The following is a 16,409-nucleotide window of genomic DNA, read 5'->3' on the forward strand; positions in this document are numbered from 1 at the left end:
ATAATAGTTTTAAGGTTATAAAATTAGAACCTCAGCTTTCCTTTGACAAGAGATGTTCAAAGACAGGACATGTACATTTTCAAATCGTGAGTTCGAAAATCGTGAGTCATATTTTTAATCGAATCGAACTCATGAATTACTCACGATTACTATGCGCTTAAATGAGCATTTTGATCAATCTCATAAAACAAAAAAGCCCGCAAACATTGAGTTTTCGGGCTTTTTATTTCTTCTGAACTATAAATTAGTGATCTGGCTGGACTCGAACCGCCTAAAATATCGCTTAAGATTCAGTGGGTTATAAGAGCTGATTGCATTGGTAACCGAATTGGTAACCTATCATTCACTTTTAATTCATATACATCAAAAAGAGCTAAAGTGCTATGTAAATTTAAGAAATACTTACTTAAAACGGTACATTTTAGCCTAATATATTTATAACTAACCATTAGGCATACACGCTTTACAGTGGGCTTTTACCAGGCTTTTGTATGCTTTACCTATGTTAGCGGGATTTCAATAATGAATGTTGTCTTAACGCCCTCTTCGCTCTCAACTGTTAATTTACCACCATGAGCTTTAACTATATCATAACTGATGCTTAATCCTAAACCGGTTCCTTCGCCCGTGGGCTTGGTTGTGAAAAAAGGCTGAAAAATTTTATCGGCTATTTTCGGTGGAATTCCAACTCCATTGTCCTGGATAATTATTTTTACACTGTCAGTCACTTTGATAGTTTGGACAAATACCATCGGTTGATATGAGCTATCAGCAGTAGTCTTTTTTTTATTGAGGGCATAGAAGGCGTTGGTAAATAAATTCAAAAGAACTCTTCCAATATCTTGCGGAACTATTTCTATTTTACCAAGACTCGAATCAAAATCTGTTTTGATGGCTGTATTGAAGGATTTATCTTTCGCCTTAAAACCGTGATAACTCAAACGTAAATATTCATCGCACAGTACGTTGATATCTGTAGGTTCCTTTTCGCCGGTACTGCCACCACTGTGTTGAAGCATACCCTTTACAATCGCATCAGCTCGCCGTCCATGATGATTGATCTTCTCTTCGTTTTCTGTAATATCATTTGCAATGGCCCTTACTTCGTCAAGATTACCCTTATTAATTTCATCTTTCATATCAATCAATAGTTCTAGATTGATATCTGAAAAATTATTGACAAAATTGAGTGGGTTTTGTATTTCGTGAGCTATGCCGGCCGTAAGCTCTCCTAACGAAGCCATTTTTTCAGATTGTATGAGCTGCAACTGCGCAGATTTAAGACTGTTTAATGATTTTTGCAACATTTCTTTTTGCTGGGATAGCTCAAGCGTTCTTTCTTCAACCCTCGTTTCCAGAGATTCATTTTGTTGCGTGAGTGCGAGCCTTTGCTGCTCATGCAAAATATTCAGGTTTTTATGGTATTGAATCTTTTTTTTCTGACTACTAATGAATGCGATAATGAAACTGGCAAACAGCAATACCATCGCAGTAACGCCTATAATAATCCTTGTTTCCATATCAATTAAAAGAAGGTGCATAGAATGTTTTAGCTATCAAAATGCAAAGAAGAATATAAGCCAGATTGTGAACATTCCAAATTTTGATGGCCATTTGAAAATTTTGCGATAGTAAAGGTTCATAAAAAAGGAACACAAAGAAATTGATCACAACGTAGGTGCTCAACCCGGTAACTAACCAAAATTTTTTTGTACTAGTAATTCTTTCGGACTCTGCATTTAATTCGTGCAGGTAATAGAGCAGGCAAAATATCAATAAGCAAAAAGATTCTACAATAAATAATGTACTGCTGAAAGAATCATAATTAAAAAAATTTTCGAAAAATGCAAAATTAACTATAACGAAGGAAGCGAAAAGCAAAGCGACAATTAGCACAATTTTTCTGCTGTATACTTTATCGCTATAATAGAAGAAAAGGCTGAAACATATAAACCTGACGACCGAATGAATATTGTATAAAGAGTTGTTAGAATCCCCTAAAAACGTTTTTCCCGGAAAGTCACTTATTACATCAATCAATACATTTATAAGAAGTGCTGTCCACAGGTACCAAATGACAGGCAATAGAAATCTCGGTTGGTGAGGCTTTAAAAGCAGTACGATTAATGGAATGATTAAAGCCCATACTTCTGACCAATCAAAAATTTCCTGCAATACCTTCATTAGTTTAATATGAATTTCTGGGCGGGGTTGGGTTTGTTGGTGAAACGCCTGGTATGGCAGGATAATTCATAAAAAAAGGTTTATTTTTCTCCCATGGGGATCGGGAGGGTTCTTTATTAGTGTAACCTAGTACATATTGAATCGTGTATATATTTGGGGAAAGTGGCACAATGGATGGGGTAAATGTTATAAAATTAGCGGGAGGTGGAGTTGAACCAGTAAGATAGTTATGCAGGTTTGCAATGTCGTCGTTGTTTGAATGCTGATCGTTCTTTGAATTAAGCTCCTGATCAGATAGCAGAACATTTATGCCGTTCATGTCAAACACTCCCGTACCTGGAAATTCGGAGGACACTTGCAAAATCAGTGGAGCCCTGTTGTTACCAAAGTCTGTATTGCCTTCTTGTTCTTTTTTTCCTTCAAAAGCAGCGAGAGAAAAAACGCCGTTTTGCCAATAAATTTGAAAGATAATTTTTTCAGTTCTTTGTACATGTAGGCGCCTGTAAAGCTTTACCATGTCGGGTGTGCTGGCGTATAAAATGTGTAAATTTGATTCAATACATATTTTGCTTAAAAACGATTTCGACGGAATGGAAGTGTCGGTACTAACTCTACTGGTTGTGTCAGTTCTATTAATCTGCTTATTATTCCCGGAATTACAAGCTTGCAAAATGCAACATGCGCCTAAAATAATTACCAGTGAAAATAGTTTTCGATGAGAAAATAGCATTTTTTGGAATGATGAAAAATTAGCGTTTGGCATAAAATGAAATTTGAAGGTTTAAAGTCGTTGACTAAAAATTTCCTGATTTACGAATAGAGGTTTCGAGATTAGCAGGTAAGTCTTATAGTTAGGAGAGGTAAAAGTGAAACGCACTACAAGATAATTATAATGATCGTACAAAAAAATAGTTTGAAATATCTTTATTTTCTATTGGGCTGGTAAAATGACCCGAATTAATACTGTGCATTAACTATTAAGAAACGGAAATACTGAATCTTCCTGAAGGCCAGTGAAGTCACAGAACTCCTTTACTGAAATGAAATCTCCTTTTTTCTTCTTGTATTTTTTGCGGATCTGAGCAATCATCATGCGTGCCTTTCTTTCCTTACGGCCTGTAATATTCGAAATGTCTTTGCATAGATCACTATGCGTTTTGGTATTATAACCTGCATAACTCTGCATTTTCGGTCTGGTGACTTTGTAACCCAATTGTTGCGCTTTATTCTTGTTATCGAATTCTGTATAAATATAAAAAGTTTATTGTACTAACGGTATATAGACGCAATTTATTTACAGAAATATTTAACCTCTAAAACCAATATTTATGGCAAAACAAAGTGGGATAATTCCCCTGGAAGGAACGATTGGAAATATCACCTTCTACAAATCAAAACAGGGCTTCCTGAATTATTTCTATTAACATCCGCGGCCTTTCAATAACTCCAGTGTACTCCTTTTTATTGATTCAATGGTTACTATTTCATTTCTTGCTTCGAGCCTGCTTCGGCAACTCAAAATCTTTGTTTTAATAAAAGCAAGATCGAAGTTTATCATTTTTGATTCATTGGATTTTCCTCTTACAGTCTGAGACCTTGCATCCCAGTCCAAAACTGAGGCTTCTCTATGAGTTGAAAGTTCAATGCGATTGCCGTTAACTGTTACCCGGGCATTGATAGGAGCTTTGCCATTTTTAATACGATTTTTTTTAATCCAGAAAAGGATCGAGAATGTTAATTGTGTTTGCATGTGTGGTGACTTTAAAATGAATAATTTTTTTAAAGCACCTCAACCTTCTTTGTATTTGTTCGTAGTGAAAGAGTAGAGCAATCATTTTGACTGCATTCGGTTACCAAATATCGGAGCAATTCTGGTAACCGAGTTGGTAACCGAACACCTTGATCTAATTTGGTTCACCTTTGACGGTTAAAAAGTAAAAAGCCGCTTAAAACGTGCATTTTAAGCGGCTTTTTTTAGATTTGACTTGTTCGTTGTGATCTGGCTGGGACTCGAACCCAGGACCCATACATTAAAAGTGTATTGCTCTACCAACTGAGCTACCAAATCTTTAAAAAGGAGTGCAAAAATAATGCAAAAAGATTTGAGAACAAATTTTTTACAAGACTTACTTTTATTAGCAGGTTTTTTTTAAAATTAACTTCAAATGAAAAGAACTATTAATTTATCTTCAGCCTTATGAAAATATCAGCGATAGGCATAATAATTTTTATTTTCTTTTCTTTCGGAAAATGTAATTCTTCCAAAACCATCAGGAAACCGTTTGTTAATCCCCAATACAATTATACTTATAAACCACGCTCTTCAGATGGTACAGGAAAATTTTATGCAGACAGGGAAATTGCACAGGTAATGGGGAGTGAAGGTGCCGCATGGCTGGATAGAAGAGATCGACAGAAAGAAGAAAATTCGCGGCTTGCAATTGAAAAAATGAATTTGTTGCCAACAAGTGTGGTCGCAGATATTGGTGCGGGTACAGGTTACTTTACTTTTAAAATTGCTGAAAAAGTTCCGCAGGGAAAAGTATATGCAGTAGAAATACAGGATGAATTGTTGCGATACCTGAATAATGAAAAATATGAACTGGGCGATTCGAATGTTGTGGTAATAAAGGGCGATGTAAAATCCCCGCATTTGCCGGATAGTTCCATAGATCTTGCTTTACTGATTGACGTATACCATGAATTACAATATCCAAGAGAAATGATGCATAGCATCAGCAAAGCATTAAAAAAGAATGGCAAGCTCTTATTGCTTGAGTACAGGGCTGAGGATCCGAAAATTCCAATTTTACCTTTACATAAAATGAGTGTGGAACAAATAAATAAGGAAATGATTTCAAACGGTTTTAAGCTTTCTTTGGATGGCGAATTTCTGCCAATTCAACATTTTTTATTGTATGAAAAAATTAATCCATAATGTTTCTTTTTTTATAAATGAATACAAACAAAAAGATTGATATTATTAATGATCTGCTGGAAGACTGCATCCTGGCTTACCCTGTGTCGTCGTTTGTAATAAGCCTTTACAAACAATACCAGCAGCGTGGAAGCCTGAGTAAAAAACAATTACAGGGTTTGCACAGCAAAGCTTCAAAAATAAAAGACGTATCTGTAAGTAAGCTTGGCACCCTGGAAGCCATCATAAAAAGAATGCCGACAAGATATAAATCTGAGTTGCCACCCCGTGCCCCTTTATTTGAAAAAGATAAAGAAGCCGGCATGTTGATGGAAACAATTCTTGCAAGGTATCCTCAACATAAGAGAGTATTGTTTCTTAAGGCTAAATATGAAAACAATGAATTGCTTTCCTCAAATGAAATTTCGGAGTTGAAAAAATTTAAGCAGTTGATAAAATAACATTTGGTAAAATCAAAATGATTTCAATTAAAATCTTTCATTAGTTTAATCTCATTCCTGTATAATAAAATTTTACCATCATTTTCCAGTTGCTTTAATAAGCGGGAAACCACTACTCGTGATGTGGCGAGTTCATCTGCAATTAAATAATGCGATGCTTTAATAACACTGGAGCCGGACAGGCGTTGTTTTTCCTTTAGATAGGCAACCAACCTTTCATCTAATTTATGAAAAGCGATACTTTCGATTGATTTCAGCAACTCTAAAAAACGTTCGTTAAAACTATGCATAATATAGTTTTTCCAGCTCGTGTATTTACATAACCATTCATCTAATTTAATATGAGGAATCGCTATAAGTTCCACATCATCTTCGGCAATTGCTTTTACTTCGCTTTTTTTCGCTTCAAGGCAACAGCTATAGGCCATAGAGCAGCTTTCATTATCAGACAAATAATACAATAAAATTTCTTTCCCGGTTTCGTCTTTTCTAAAAACTTTTAAAGTGCCTTTTAAAACAATAGGCATCATGCGAATATATTTTCCGTAATCCATAATAATGTCGCCTTCCTTAAAATGTTTAACCTCGCCAAACTGGTACATTTCCTTTATTAAGGCCGACTCAAATGTTGCATCTAGGCTCGTAAATTTATTCATAGTATCTTTTTAAAACCATTGGCAAAATTATAGCTTCTGGAAGTAAGAAACTATGAACAATTAGTAAGAAATTAAAAGATCGATTTCCTCTGGAAAGACATCTAAATTAAATGACGCAAGTTTGTAAAATGTTTACAACGAAACCCCGCGTAATAGAATAAATTTAATAAAAAGCGTAGAATAAATTTTTTGAAGATTAATTTTTCATTTTATGTTTTTTAACACCCAATACATTTAGGATATTTTCCAACGGGCAAAATCTGGTAAACGACGATTGCAGTAAATTGACACCAACAAACACGCCCAGCCAAAGCCAGTTAATATTAATAAAGTATGCCAGCATAATGCTTGTTAAAACAAATGCACCAGCAACAGCGCGAACAATTCTTTCTCTCATATTTTAATTTTTAAAATGATTAATAACTTGTTTTTTCCACAGGAACAATAAACGCACGTAAAGGAAAACCTGTATCGCTTGTATCGTTATATTTTTTTATTAAATCCATGGCATGCTCAGCATTTTCAACATCCGTAAAACTGAATATGATCATAGAATCAAATTTTTCGTCTCCGCTGGCAAACCAATCTGCCAACAGGTTGGGTGTATGATTGTCTTTAAACCCTATTACATCAGTTACACTAAATACGCGAATATTTGCCTGTTTAAATATTTTCGTAACAACATCATGGTATTCTTTTAAACAGGTTACTATAAAAAATTTCATATCTAACGATTTATATTATTTGTTGGGATATTTTTTGCGCATCATTCTATAATATAATAAAGGCACAACAAGCAGTGTAAGAAATGTTGATGTAATCGTTCCACCCATTAATGAAATTGCAAGGCCCTGGAAAATAGGATCAAATAAGATAATCACTGCGCCTAAAGCTACAGCGCCTGCTGTTAATAAAATAGGTGTTGTTCTCACTGCGCCTGCTTCTATAATTGCCTGTTTTAATGGAATGCCTTCTCTAAGGCGGATATTAATAAAATCAATGAGGAGTACCGAGTTTCGGACCATTACACCTGCCAGTGCTATAAAACCGATCATTGAAGTTGCTGTGAAATAAGCGCCCAGCATCCAGTGGCCCAAAACAATTCCTATTAATGATAGTGGAATAGCAGCAAGCATAACCAATGGCACAGTAAAGTTTTGAAACCAACCTACAATTAATATGTAGATCAATAAAATAACCACAGCAAATGCAATACCTAAGTCCCTGAAAACTTCAAATGTAATCTGCCATTCGCCATCCCATTTTAAAGAATAATTATCTTCCATTTCCGGCTGATGTGTGTATTCTTCTTTCAATGAAAAGCCTTTTGGAACCTGTATGTTTTTTAAACTATCAGAAATTCGTGACATAGCGTAAGACGGGCTTTCGAGACTTCCCGCCATATCAGCTACCACATACACAACTTCCTTCTGGTTTTTGCGGTAAATACTTTTTTGCTTTATTTGTTTTGTAACAGTTACCAAATCTCTTATCGGCACCTCATTACCCTGCATACCCATAACTTTTACATCGAGTATGTCATCCATATTTGCTTTGTCCGAATCATTTAATTGCAGTTTGATAATAGTTTGATTATAGGACGCAGGCTGATATATATTACCAACGGGCATGCCCGACAATGCAGCGTTTACGGTCGCCGTTACCTGCGCAGGCGCTACACCATACCGCATTGCTTTTTCTTTATCAACAGTTACATGATACTCAGGCTGATCATCTTCTACCATCCAGTCTGCGTCAACTACATCTGTTGTTTTACTGAACAAAGTTTTTACCTGTTTTGCCATTTTTATTTGTTCATTGTAATCAGGCCCATATATTTCTGCAACCAATGTAGATAACACCGGTGGCCCTGGCGGCACTTCAACAATCTTCACATTTGCATTGTATTTTGCTGCTATAACCTGTACGGGCACACGCATTTGTTTTGCGATTGCATGGCTTTGCAAACTGCGATCTTTCTTGTCAACCAGGTTTACCTGAACATCTGCAACATTATCCCCTCTTCTCAAATCATAATGCCGCACTAAACCATTAAAACTAATGGGCGCCGATGTTCCAATATAAGCCTGGTAGTTTCTAACTAACGGCTGCCTTGAAACGTAGTCGGCGATATCTTTTGCAACGGCCTGTGTTTTTTCCAAAGTAGTGCCTTCGGGCATGTCAATTACAACCTGGAATTCATTCTTATTATCGAACGGCAACATTTTTACAGCAACCGCTTTGGTGTAAAACATAGAAAGAGATGCAAGTAAAATCACCACAATACTTATAATAAATGTCCACCGTTTCCACCTTGATTCCAGCATCGGGCGAATGAATGAGCGATAAATTTTATAGATGCGGGTTTCTTCAAGTATATGTGGTTTGCTTTCTTTGTGACTGATTCCTTTTCTTTCTTTCTCACGCAGGAAAATGTAACCAAGATATGGCGTAAGCGTTAATGCCACAATCAATGATAGCATCATGGCAATAGATGCACCAATGGGCATTGGACTCATATAGGGCCCCATCATTCCCGACACAAAAGCCATCGGCAATACCGCTGCTACAACAGTGAACGTTGCAAGTATTGTCGGGTTACCTACTTCATTAATAGCATAGATGGCAGCCTGCAATGGCGGCAGCTTTTTCATTTTGAAATGCCGATGCATATTCTCCGCAATGATAATGGAATCATCTACCACAATACCCGTAATAAATACTAATGCAAACAGTGTAATGCGGTTTAAAGTATAATGCATGAAGTAGTAACTGAATAACGTAAGGGCAAATGTTACCGGTACTGATAAGAATACCACTAACCCGCCACGCCAGCCCATTGCCAGCATTACAAATAAAGTAACTACCACAATCGCGATAAATAAATGGAGTAATAATTCTGATACTTTATCTGAAGCAGTTTCGCCATAGTTTCTTGTAACAGTTAGTTGCACATCATTAGGCAGTAAATCTTTCTTGAGATGCTCCACTTTAGCAAGAATCTTTTCAGATATTTGCATCGCATCGGCACCTTTCTTTTTGGCAATAGATAAAGTAACAGCCGGATAATTTGATTTGAATTTATTAGCTTTTGAAGTATCTGCCCTACCATAGCCAAACAACACATATTGATTAGAGGTTTCAGGCGCTTCTTCTACCCTTGCAATTTGTTTTAGATAAACCGGCTGTTGTTGATTGATACCGACAACAAGGTTGGCTACATCGTCGGACGTATTTAAAAAATTTCCTGTTTCAACAGAAAAAACAGTGTCTTGCTGCAACAGGTTACCACTCTGCATCTGCGTATTGCTGCCTTGTATTTGTTTGCTGACAGATAAAAAATCTACATGGTTTTCCGCCATCTTATTTTTATCTAGTACTACTTTTATTTCACGGCTTCTTCCCCCGATAATATTAATGTCTGAAACATCCGGTATCTTTTTAATTTCATTGGTAAGCTCCTGCCCAATTTGTTTCAACCGGTAATCATCATAGTTTTCGCTCCACAAAGTTAAGCCCAATACAGGCACGTCATCTATCGATCTTGTTTTTATCAATGGAAGTGTGACACCTTGCGGCATCTTGTCCATATTCTTCATCAATTCATTATAAAGTTTTACCAAAGAATTTTCTACATTTTCTCCCACATAAAATTGAACGATCAGCATAGCCTGTCCTTTCATGGATGTAGAATACACATACTCAACGCCCTTCACATTCGAAATCATTTTCTCCAAAGGCTCCGCCACTTTTGTTTCTACATCCTTGGGCTCGGCGCCGGGATAACCAATAAAAATATCGGCCATCGGCACCTGTATTTGTGGTTCTTCCTCACGAGGGATCAAATACGTGCTGTATGCACCAATCAATAAAAATGCAATCATTAACAGTATCGTTAATTTCGACTGTATGAAAGCCTTAGCTATATTACCTGCAAATCCATTTTTCATTTGATCCTATTAATTCGTTTTAACTTTGAAACAGGGAAAAATTGGGAGCCTATTTTATTTTTACAGGAATTCCGTTATATATTTTTCCATCGGCACTTACAATAAACTGTTCATTCTTTCCTAATCCGCTTAGCACTTCTGCTTTATCGCCAAAAGTTTTACCTAACCTCACCCAGCGAAGTAATGCCGTATTGTTGGCACTTATCGTGTACAGTCCCGTTAGTTGATCTTTATTAATTATACTTGAAACCGGCACCAGAACAGCATCTGTATCTACTTCAACTTTATTGGAAGATGCTATTGAAAGATTAGCATACATGCCGGCATATAAACCATTTTTCTCTTTATCAGGAATGCTTACTTTAATAAGATACTGGCCACCCGTAAACTGCGATGATTGATTAAGCTGGGTAACTTTGCCGGTGAAAATTTTGTTGATAGATTTAATATTTACCGTTACTGACTGGCCTTGTTTTACCTGGTTGATTTGAGTTTCAGGCACTGCAGCGCTTATTTGATAAGAGCCGCTTTGTTCAATAGTAACTATTGGCATTCCCGGATTTGCCATGCTTCCCGCATCTGCTAATTTTTGTGTAACCGTACCCGAAAACGGAGCCGTTAAGGTTGTGTAGGCCAACATTGCATTTACTTCGTTGCGCATTTGTTTTGCAGATTCCAGTCTTGATTTTGCTGAATTGTATTGAAGTGTAGCATTATCCAACTCTTTTGCTGTCGCACTCTGCTGCTTGTATAAAGCGGTGAAGCGATCATAATCTTTTTGCGCATTTTGTAAAGCATCATTAGCCTCTGCTATCGAAGCATCTACCTGGGCACGTTTTGCAACAATATCATTATTACTTATGGAAGCAATTAACTGTCCCTTATTTACATGGTCTCCAACCTTTACATTCAGTTTTGTTATATAGCCCATTACTCTTGTACTGATATTTGCTGATTGCGATGCCTCAACCTGTCCGCTTATATTAATAGCCTGCTGGTCGTTGCCTGATGGCGTAGCAACAGTTACAACAACGGCACTGTCTGTGTTTGGTTCGGCTTTCGTTTTATTCTTAGTGGAACAGGAACTTAATGCCAAGAATCCAATAACAGTAAAGAGTTGTAGTATATTTTTTGTATTCGCAATCATGCTCATTTTGTAATAGTTTATTTAGTTGATGCTTTTAATAGTTGTAAATACGCCTTAGTAATATTCGATGTAAATATTGCCTGGGCCAATGCAAATTTTTGTTGTGAAAGTTGATTGGTTGCCATTAGTACATCAGTTGTATTCACCAAGCCCTGCTGGTAACGGTTTTGTAAAATCATTAATGATTCCGAAGCCTGTTCGATTGCAAGTTTTTGTTGTTTAATATTGAACGATGCATCTGCAAGATCCCGGTAGGCTTTATCAAGTTCCAACTGGCTCTCATCTTTTTGCTTTGCTAATTCTTCTGATAATTTATTTCGTTCTAACGTCTGTGTGGCAATTGTATTTTTTGTCCTGTTTCCTTTGAAGATGTCCCACGAAAGTTGAATACCTGCCAAGTAAGCATTGGCTCCAAAACCGAGAGCCTGCCTGTCATTGAACTGGTAACTTCCAAATGCATTTAACTTTGGCAGGTAACTCATTTTACTTGACTTAATCATCAAATCAGAAGTTTCAATAGCTTTTTGCATCGCAAGAAAATCTGACCGGGAAGATGCAATTTTTGTGGCTGTATCATTTGCCGGTGTTTCCTGCTGCAAAGTATTTTCTGGTTTATAAATAACACCGTCGCCTTGCCCCATTAGCAAACTGAGGTAGTCGGATGCATTACGGATATTACTCTTTGCTTTTGCCAGGTTAGTTTCAACGGTAGTAACCTGCACCTGTGCATTCAGCAAATCCGACTTTTGAATTAACCCTTGCTTAAAATGATTATCAGTAAATGTGTAAACTGAATTTGTTGTCTGCAATGCTTCTTCCAAAACTTTTACCGCATCGTAAGCTAATTGTAATTGCAGGTAGGCTTTCTGAACTTCAAAAGTTAAATATTCTTTGGTCCGTTGTGTTTTGTATTGATATAATTCTATTTGCTTTGCAGCAGCCTTTCTTTTGTACAGTATATCCATATTTATCAATGGCTGCTGCACTTCCAGTTTTGTTGTAAAGTCAGGAGTACCTGAAGGGTGGTTTAGAAGATCCGGATTAAAATCATTTTGAGTGATAGATTTTTGCTGAAGCTTAAATCCAAATGCATTGAGCGGATTATCAGTACTCATTGCTGTATAGGAAAAACCAACCTGCGGCAAATAAATAGCCTCTGTTTGTTTGTAGTTGGATGCAGCAATATTTTCATCCAGCTTAGCAAGTTGAATTCTCTTGTTATTATTTAAAGTTGCTGCGATCGCATCAGAAAGACTTAATTGTCTTAGACTGTCCTGCGCTGAAACTTTTAATACAACCGCATTAAAAATGATGACTGTTGTAAAGGCTGCTAAAATGAAATGTCTTCTTCTGTTCACTTATTTTTAATTTAACCGCAAAATTAATTGCATCAAAAGTGGTAAAGTGTAACATTTGTAACGTTCTCGGCTATTCGTTTATAAAAAAATTATTAAATAGGGTGAAAAAAAAGTACTGCCGCATGGTTAACATGCGGCAGTACTTTAAGAAAAAATTACCTACTTAATTATTTTACAAACTGGCTCACCTGGTTCCAGGTTCCACCATTTATTACGTTTGTAAATCCATTTTGTTCCAGTATACTTTTTGCCTGGCTGCTCCGTCCACCGCTGCGGCAGAATACAACGATATTCTTTTTGTTTTTAAATTTTGCCAATTGGGATGCAACAGTATTTAATGGAATATTTACTGACCCTTTTACATGGCCTTCAGCAAATTCACCGGGGGTTCTTACATCCACCAGGAAAGCTCCTTCGTTAATAATGTTCTTTAAATCTACAGTTGGTCCTCCACCAAATAGGGATTGAAAAATATTCATTTGTTTTAAATTTTATATTGTGAATTTCTTGATTACATCAACTAATCCTGCCTTAGGTATTACGCCGCTTTGCCTCCAAACGGCTTTCCCTTTTTTAAATATTATTAAAGTAGGTACTCCCTGAATTTGATATTGGCCGGCTGTAGCCGGATTTTTATCCACATCAATTTTCAGGATAGTGGCAGTTTCACCCACTTCTTTCTTTACATCTTTAAGAATAGGAGCCATCATTTTGCAAGGGCCACACCATTCTGCAGAAAAATCTACCAATACTGGTTTATCGGATTGTATGATTTCATTAAATGTCATTTTCTAATATTATTCTTTTTCTTTTAAAGTTTGCTTTTTGGTTTCATTTTTAAACATCCCAAACACTAATGCACCCATGAATGCTCCATAAATTGTACTGTTAACAGGCTTTGATGTTATCACGCATGTGCCCGAATCGCATCCAATTTGTTGCCAATATAAATAACCCGCAATAGCGCCAATTGCAGCACCTATCATGTATAGCATATTATTTTTAAACCACTTCTTCATATGTAACATCTTTAGTAGTTTCTGTGCTTTTTTTAACAGGCGTTGCGCAACCATTAACACCACAGCAACCTATATTAAATACCGGCATTGCTGTAAATAGCAGACCTAGTAATCCCATCGCCCATTCTTTCACGATTACAGATTGCACAATAATAGCAACGCCCAGACCCAATCGTAAAAATCTCATAAAATTCCAATTACTAAAAATTGCCTGTTTCATTTTTTAATTTATTTAAATTCTTTCTTTTAATATATCTGATAAAGACATTTTATGAATTTGATAAAGCAAAAATAAATTCAATCATCCCCGTTTTTTGTAACAAAGGTTACAAACAAAAAAGCAGCCAAAAAGCTGCTTTTAAAGTTTAAATGAGAATCGTTTTAAGAGGCGTCTATACAAACAACATGTGTACACCTTCTCCGGCGCTCTCTTTATAAAAATCACCAACGGTAATTACATCATCTACACCTTCATACAAATCTTCCTTCTTGTAATGAAACATATCCATGGCTAACTTACATGCCCATAATTTTACGCCTGACGCTGATAAAATATCCAGGAACTCAGGTATTTCGGGCATATCTATTTTTTCCATTTCTTTTTTCATCATTGAGGTAGCCAATGCTTCCATACCAGGTAAACCGCCCAGCATAGTTGGCAGGTGCATAGCAGGATTGCCTACGGTAGCCACATGCAGATGTTCCAGTTTCTTTTTATGAACAGCCTCGAGGCCGAAAAAAGTAAAAAATATTTCTGCGTCTATGCCCTCCATACGGGCTCCGTTAGCTAATACAAAAGCAGCATATACATTTTCCAATGTTCCTTTAGATAAGATGATCATCATCTTTTTTATTACACCGTTATTTTCATGCATAACTGCTACACCACTTCTCTCTAGCATTGCAGTTACTTCATCATTTTCATTCATAATTGACAAAAATTTAAATTTTTTAAATACAACTTGCGGGCTTGGGAATACCGGCAATTTTCGTCGCGGTTTTTAATGGCGCTGTTGGAAACAACTGGTAGAACTCTTTAATATCTACCACTCCGCATTTTCCGACACGCCGTATGCTCAGCGCTACGTTGTTCTTTTGTTCATTTTGCAAATACTTTAATACTTCCCAATGCCGCGGTGTTAAGGGAACATGCGCTTCGTCGGCCAGTGCTTCCCCAACTTTTTCATCCCATTGGCTAAAATTTGTTAAGTATCCTTCTTCGTTTACGGCGATTGATTTACCGGCTATTGTCCTTTCATAATTGGTTATTTTTAATTTTAATAATTTAATTTAAAACGGTTTCAGCTTTCTCATAATGCTTTCCACTTTCTGACATAGTCGCTGAAACAAATGGTATGTGTGTTCCTTTTAATAAAACATTCCAATAGATCCATCTGAATGCAAGTTTACCCATGTGGTTCATCCTGCTTTCTTTTAATAAACGCAAAGGACCAAGGCCTGCAAATGGAAAGCTTCCTTCAACGGGCTCGTGTGTGTAATTAAAGTCTATCAGCAATGCTTTACCATGGCCCGTTTCAATAAAGCAGTTAGCATGGCCGTCAAACCCTTCTTTCAAGGGCTCTCCTTTTATATAAAGAAGAATATTGTCAGTTAATATTTCGGCCTCAAAGTGAGCAACAGAGCCTGCTTTGGATGCAGGTATATTGCTTGCATCTCCCAGCACAAAAATGTTTTTATAATCTTTAGATTGAAGTGTGGCCTTATTAGCAGGAACATAGTTTAAGTTATCGCCCATGCCTGATCTTTCTATCACTTCATCGCCTTTATTAGTAGGTACTGTTACTAATATATCGAACGGAATTCTTTTACCACCATAATCCACAATCTCTTTCGTTTCATTGTCTACATACTCAATTGCAAAATCACCTTCAGTTTTTATATTCTTTTCCTGCAGCAAATGATCGAGCGCTTCTGTAGCTTTTGGTTTTGTAAATGCTCCACTTAAAGGGGTTACATAAGTTATTTCCACTTTATCACGTATATGCTTATGCGTAAAAAATGAGTCGGCCAAAAATGTAAATTCTAACGGTGCCACCGGGCATTTAATAGGCATCTCCGTGATATGAACTACTAGCTTTCCACCCTGCCACTCTCTCAATTTATTTCTTAATGCCAGTGCACCTTCAAAAGTGTAAAAATCAAAAACAGATTTCTGCCATTCAGTTCCTTTCATGCCTTCGGTTTCTTCGGGAGCAATTTTAGCACCCGTAGCTATTATTAAAATATCATAGTTCAATTCTTTACCACTCTCTAATTGAATTTTATTTTCGGTTGGAAGAATGCGGTTAATTTTTTGTTTGATGAGTGTAACTTCCTTTGGAATAAACTCTTCAATCGTTTTTATAATATCTTCAGGAGCATAAATATCAAAAGGCAGAAAAAGATAACCAGGCTGGTAATGATGTTCTTTTCTTTCATCAATAATGCTTATCTGCCAATCGGGCTGTTTTAAATGATGGTGTAAATGATTAGCCATCATTGTGCCGGAAGTTCCGGCTCCGAGTATAATAAGATTTTTCATTTTTCGTGATTTATAATTAAATTTTTGCGATGTAAAATTCATCCGGATTATTTCAATTTATTATGATAACGGTAACCTTGTCTAGTGATCTAAATCACCAGGCGTTATGATTCTTCACCAAAAGTGCTGGCACAAAGTTTTATGTAATAAATGTTACAGACCACTTACTTTTTAC

Annotated in this window: 19 protein-coding genes and 1 tRNA gene; 2 read left to right on the forward strand and 18 right to left on the reverse strand. The window is 36.5% G+C overall.

All coding sequences use genetic code 11. From position 1 onward, the window contains the following. Window positions 1-500: 500 nt before the first annotated feature. From FW778_RS00535 to FW778_RS00555, 5 genes are all read right to left on the reverse strand, one after another. Window positions 501-1,520 (reverse strand): sensor histidine kinase, encoded by a 1,020-nt coding sequence (locus FW778_RS00535; RefSeq protein ID WP_235905991.1) that lies wholly within the window; start codon window positions 1,518-1,520, stop codon window positions 501-503. A 1-nt stretch (window position 1,521) separates the two neighbouring features. Beyond that, window positions 1,522-2,184, reverse strand: a complete 663-nt coding sequence (locus FW778_RS00540) for a hypothetical protein (RefSeq protein WP_235905992.1) — start codon at window positions 2,182-2,184, stop codon at window positions 1,522-1,524. A 4-nt stretch (window positions 2,185-2,188) separates the two neighbouring features. Then, on the reverse strand, window positions 2,189-2,947 hold the full coding sequence (locus FW778_RS00545) for a hypothetical protein (protein ID WP_150412627.1): 759 nt from the start codon (window positions 2,945-2,947) through the stop codon (window positions 2,189-2,191). A gap of 657 nt (window positions 2,948-3,604) precedes the next feature. Further along, window positions 3,605-3,934: an Arm DNA-binding domain-containing protein gene (locus FW778_RS00550; RefSeq protein WP_150412628.1), complete on the reverse strand. Its 330-nt coding sequence runs from the start codon at window positions 3,932-3,934 to the stop codon at window positions 3,605-3,607. Window positions 3,935-4,179: 245 nt separating this feature from the next. Further along, a tRNA-Lys gene (locus FW778_RS00555) sits at window positions 4,180-4,252 on the reverse strand. A gap of 129 nt (window positions 4,253-4,381) precedes the next feature. Here FW778_RS00555 and FW778_RS00560 point away from each other — a divergent pair. Both FW778_RS00560 and FW778_RS00565 read left to right on the forward strand, forming a co-directional pair. After that, the gene (locus FW778_RS00560) at window positions 4,382-5,122 is read left to right on the forward strand and encodes a class I SAM-dependent methyltransferase (RefSeq protein WP_150412629.1); all 741 of its coding nucleotides are present in this window, start codon (window positions 4,382-4,384) and stop codon (window positions 5,120-5,122) included. Between the two features lie 17 nt (window positions 5,123-5,139). Next, entirely contained in the window at window positions 5,140-5,562 is a 423-nt protein-coding gene (locus FW778_RS00565; protein ID WP_150412630.1) for a hypothetical protein, read from the forward strand. A 23-nt stretch (window positions 5,563-5,585) separates the two neighbouring features. On the opposite strand, the gene FW778_RS00570 is transcribed toward FW778_RS00565, so the two are convergent. The 13 genes from FW778_RS00570 to sqr all read right to left on the reverse strand — a co-directional run bounded on the left by FW778_RS00570 (window position 5,586) and on the right by sqr (window position 16,234). Continuing rightward, the gene (locus tag FW778_RS00570; RefSeq protein WP_150412631.1) at window positions 5,586-6,218 is read right to left on the reverse strand and encodes a Crp/Fnr family transcriptional regulator; all 633 of its coding nucleotides are present in this window, start codon (window positions 6,216-6,218) and stop codon (window positions 5,586-5,588) included. 196 nt (window positions 6,219-6,414) lie between these two features. After that, complete coding sequence (locus FW778_RS00575) at window positions 6,415-6,615, reverse strand: YgaP family membrane protein (protein ID WP_150412632.1); 201 nt, start codon at window positions 6,613-6,615, stop codon at window positions 6,415-6,417. A gap of 19 nt (window positions 6,616-6,634) precedes the next feature. After that, entirely contained in the window at window positions 6,635-6,943 is a 309-nt protein-coding gene (locus FW778_RS00580; protein ID WP_150412633.1) for a hypothetical protein, read from the reverse strand. Between the two features lie 15 nt (window positions 6,944-6,958). Then, window positions 6,959-10,168, reverse strand: coding sequence for an efflux RND transporter permease subunit (locus tag FW778_RS00585; RefSeq protein ID WP_150412634.1), 3,210 nt, complete (start codon window positions 10,166-10,168; stop codon window positions 6,959-6,961). Window positions 10,169-10,217: 49 nt separating this feature from the next. Beyond that, a complete protein-coding gene (locus FW778_RS00590) occupies window positions 10,218-11,321 on the reverse strand; it encodes an efflux RND transporter periplasmic adaptor subunit (RefSeq protein ID WP_150412635.1) in 1,104 nt (367 codons plus the stop codon). A gap of 11 nt (window positions 11,322-11,332) precedes the next feature. Beyond that, window positions 11,333-12,673, reverse strand: coding sequence for a TolC family protein (locus tag FW778_RS00595; RefSeq protein ID WP_150412636.1), 1,341 nt, complete (start codon window positions 12,671-12,673; stop codon window positions 11,333-11,335). A 167-nt stretch (window positions 12,674-12,840) separates the two neighbouring features. Then, complete coding sequence (locus FW778_RS00600; RefSeq protein WP_150412637.1) at window positions 12,841-13,152, reverse strand: rhodanese-like domain-containing protein; 312 nt, start codon at window positions 13,150-13,152, stop codon at window positions 12,841-12,843. Between the two features lie 12 nt (window positions 13,153-13,164). Beyond that, the gene (gene trxA, locus FW778_RS00605) at window positions 13,165-13,461 is read right to left on the reverse strand and encodes a thioredoxin (RefSeq protein ID WP_150412638.1); all 297 of its coding nucleotides are present in this window, start codon (window positions 13,459-13,461) and stop codon (window positions 13,165-13,167) included. Window positions 13,462-13,470: 9 nt separating this feature from the next. After that, window positions 13,471-13,692 carry a DUF6132 family protein gene (locus FW778_RS00610; RefSeq protein WP_150412639.1) on the reverse strand — a complete coding sequence of 74 codons (222 nt, stop codon included), beginning with the start codon at window positions 13,690-13,692 and terminating at the stop codon, window positions 13,471-13,473. Further along, a complete protein-coding gene (locus tag FW778_RS00615) occupies window positions 13,676-13,912 on the reverse strand; it encodes a hypothetical protein (protein WP_150412640.1) in 237 nt (78 codons plus the stop codon). The genes FW778_RS00610 and FW778_RS00615 overlap by 17 nt, the downstream gene beginning before the upstream one ends. Window positions 13,913-14,084: 172 nt before the next feature. After that, on the reverse strand, window positions 14,085-14,621 hold the full coding sequence (locus tag FW778_RS00620; protein ID WP_202552015.1) for a DsrE/DsrF/DrsH-like family protein: 537 nt from the start codon (window positions 14,619-14,621) through the stop codon (window positions 14,085-14,087). A gap of 22 nt (window positions 14,622-14,643) precedes the next feature. Continuing rightward, entirely contained in the window at window positions 14,644-14,982 is a 339-nt protein-coding gene (locus FW778_RS23660) for a TusE/DsrC/DsvC family sulfur relay protein (RefSeq protein ID WP_202552143.1), read from the reverse strand. Beyond that, complete coding sequence (gene sqr / locus FW778_RS00630) at window positions 14,978-16,234, reverse strand: type III sulfide quinone reductase, selenoprotein subtype (protein WP_150412641.1); 1,257 nt, start codon at window positions 16,232-16,234, stop codon at window positions 14,978-14,980. Before sqr ends, FW778_RS23660 begins: the two co-directional genes overlap by 5 nt. Window positions 16,235-16,409: the final 175 nt, after the last annotated feature.

Origin of the sequence: Ginsengibacter hankyongi (assembly GCF_008710285.1) — a bacterium.
Classification (GTDB): domain Bacteria; phylum Bacteroidota; class Bacteroidia; order Chitinophagales; family Chitinophagaceae; genus Ginsengibacter; species Ginsengibacter hankyongi.

Bases quoted from the DNA above. Each gene is read 5' to 3' on its own strand.
- FW778_RS00535 (WP_235905991.1), bottom strand. From the start codon at position 1,520: ATGGAAACAAGGATTATTATAGGCGTTACTGCGATGGTATTGCTGTTT.
- FW778_RS00540 (WP_235905992.1), bottom strand. From the start codon at position 2,184: ATGAAGGTATTGCAGGAAATTTTTGATTGGTCAGAAGTATGGGCTTTA.
- FW778_RS00545 (WP_150412627.1), bottom strand. From the start codon at position 2,947: ATGCCAAACGCTAATTTTTCATCATTCCAAAAAATGCTATTTTCTCAT.
- FW778_RS00550 (WP_150412628.1), bottom strand. From the start codon at position 3,934: ATGCAAACACAATTAACATTCTCGATCCTTTTCTGGATTAAAAAAAAT.
- FW778_RS00560 (WP_150412629.1), top strand. From the start codon at position 4,382: ATGAAAATATCAGCGATAGGCATAATAATTTTTATTTTCTTTTCTTTC.
- FW778_RS00565 (WP_150412630.1), top strand. From the start codon at position 5,140: ATGAATACAAACAAAAAGATTGATATTATTAATGATCTGCTGGAAGAC.
- FW778_RS00570 (WP_150412631.1), bottom strand. From the start codon at position 6,218: ATGAATAAATTTACGAGCCTAGATGCAACATTTGAGTCGGCCTTAATA.
- FW778_RS00575 (WP_150412632.1), bottom strand. From the start codon at position 6,615: ATGAGAGAAAGAATTGTTCGCGCTGTTGCTGGTGCATTTGTTTTAACA.
- FW778_RS00580 (WP_150412633.1), bottom strand. From the start codon at position 6,943: ATGAAATTTTTTATAGTAACCTGTTTAAAAGAATACCATGATGTTGTT.
- FW778_RS00585 (WP_150412634.1), bottom strand. From the start codon at position 10,168: ATGAAAAATGGATTTGCAGGTAATATAGCTAAGGCTTTCATACAGTCG.
- FW778_RS00590 (WP_150412635.1), bottom strand. From the start codon at position 11,321: ATGAGCATGATTGCGAATACAAAAAATATACTACAACTCTTTACTGTT.
- FW778_RS00600 (WP_150412637.1), bottom strand. From the start codon at position 13,152: ATGAATATTTTTCAATCCCTATTTGGTGGAGGACCAACTGTAGATTTA.
- trxA (WP_150412638.1), bottom strand. From the start codon at position 13,461: ATGACATTTAATGAAATCATACAATCCGATAAACCAGTATTGGTAGAT.
- FW778_RS00610 (WP_150412639.1), bottom strand. From the start codon at position 13,692: ATGAAGAAGTGGTTTAAAAATAATATGCTATACATGATAGGTGCTGCA.
- FW778_RS00615 (WP_150412640.1), bottom strand. From the start codon at position 13,912: ATGAAACAGGCAATTTTTAGTAATTGGAATTTTATGAGATTTTTACGA.
- FW778_RS00620 (WP_202552015.1), bottom strand. From the start codon at position 14,621: ATGAATGAAAATGATGAAGTAACTGCAATGCTAGAGAGAAGTGGTGTA.
- sqr (WP_150412641.1), bottom strand. From the start codon at position 16,234: ATGAAAAATCTTATTATACTCGGAGCCGGAACTTCCGGCACAATGATG.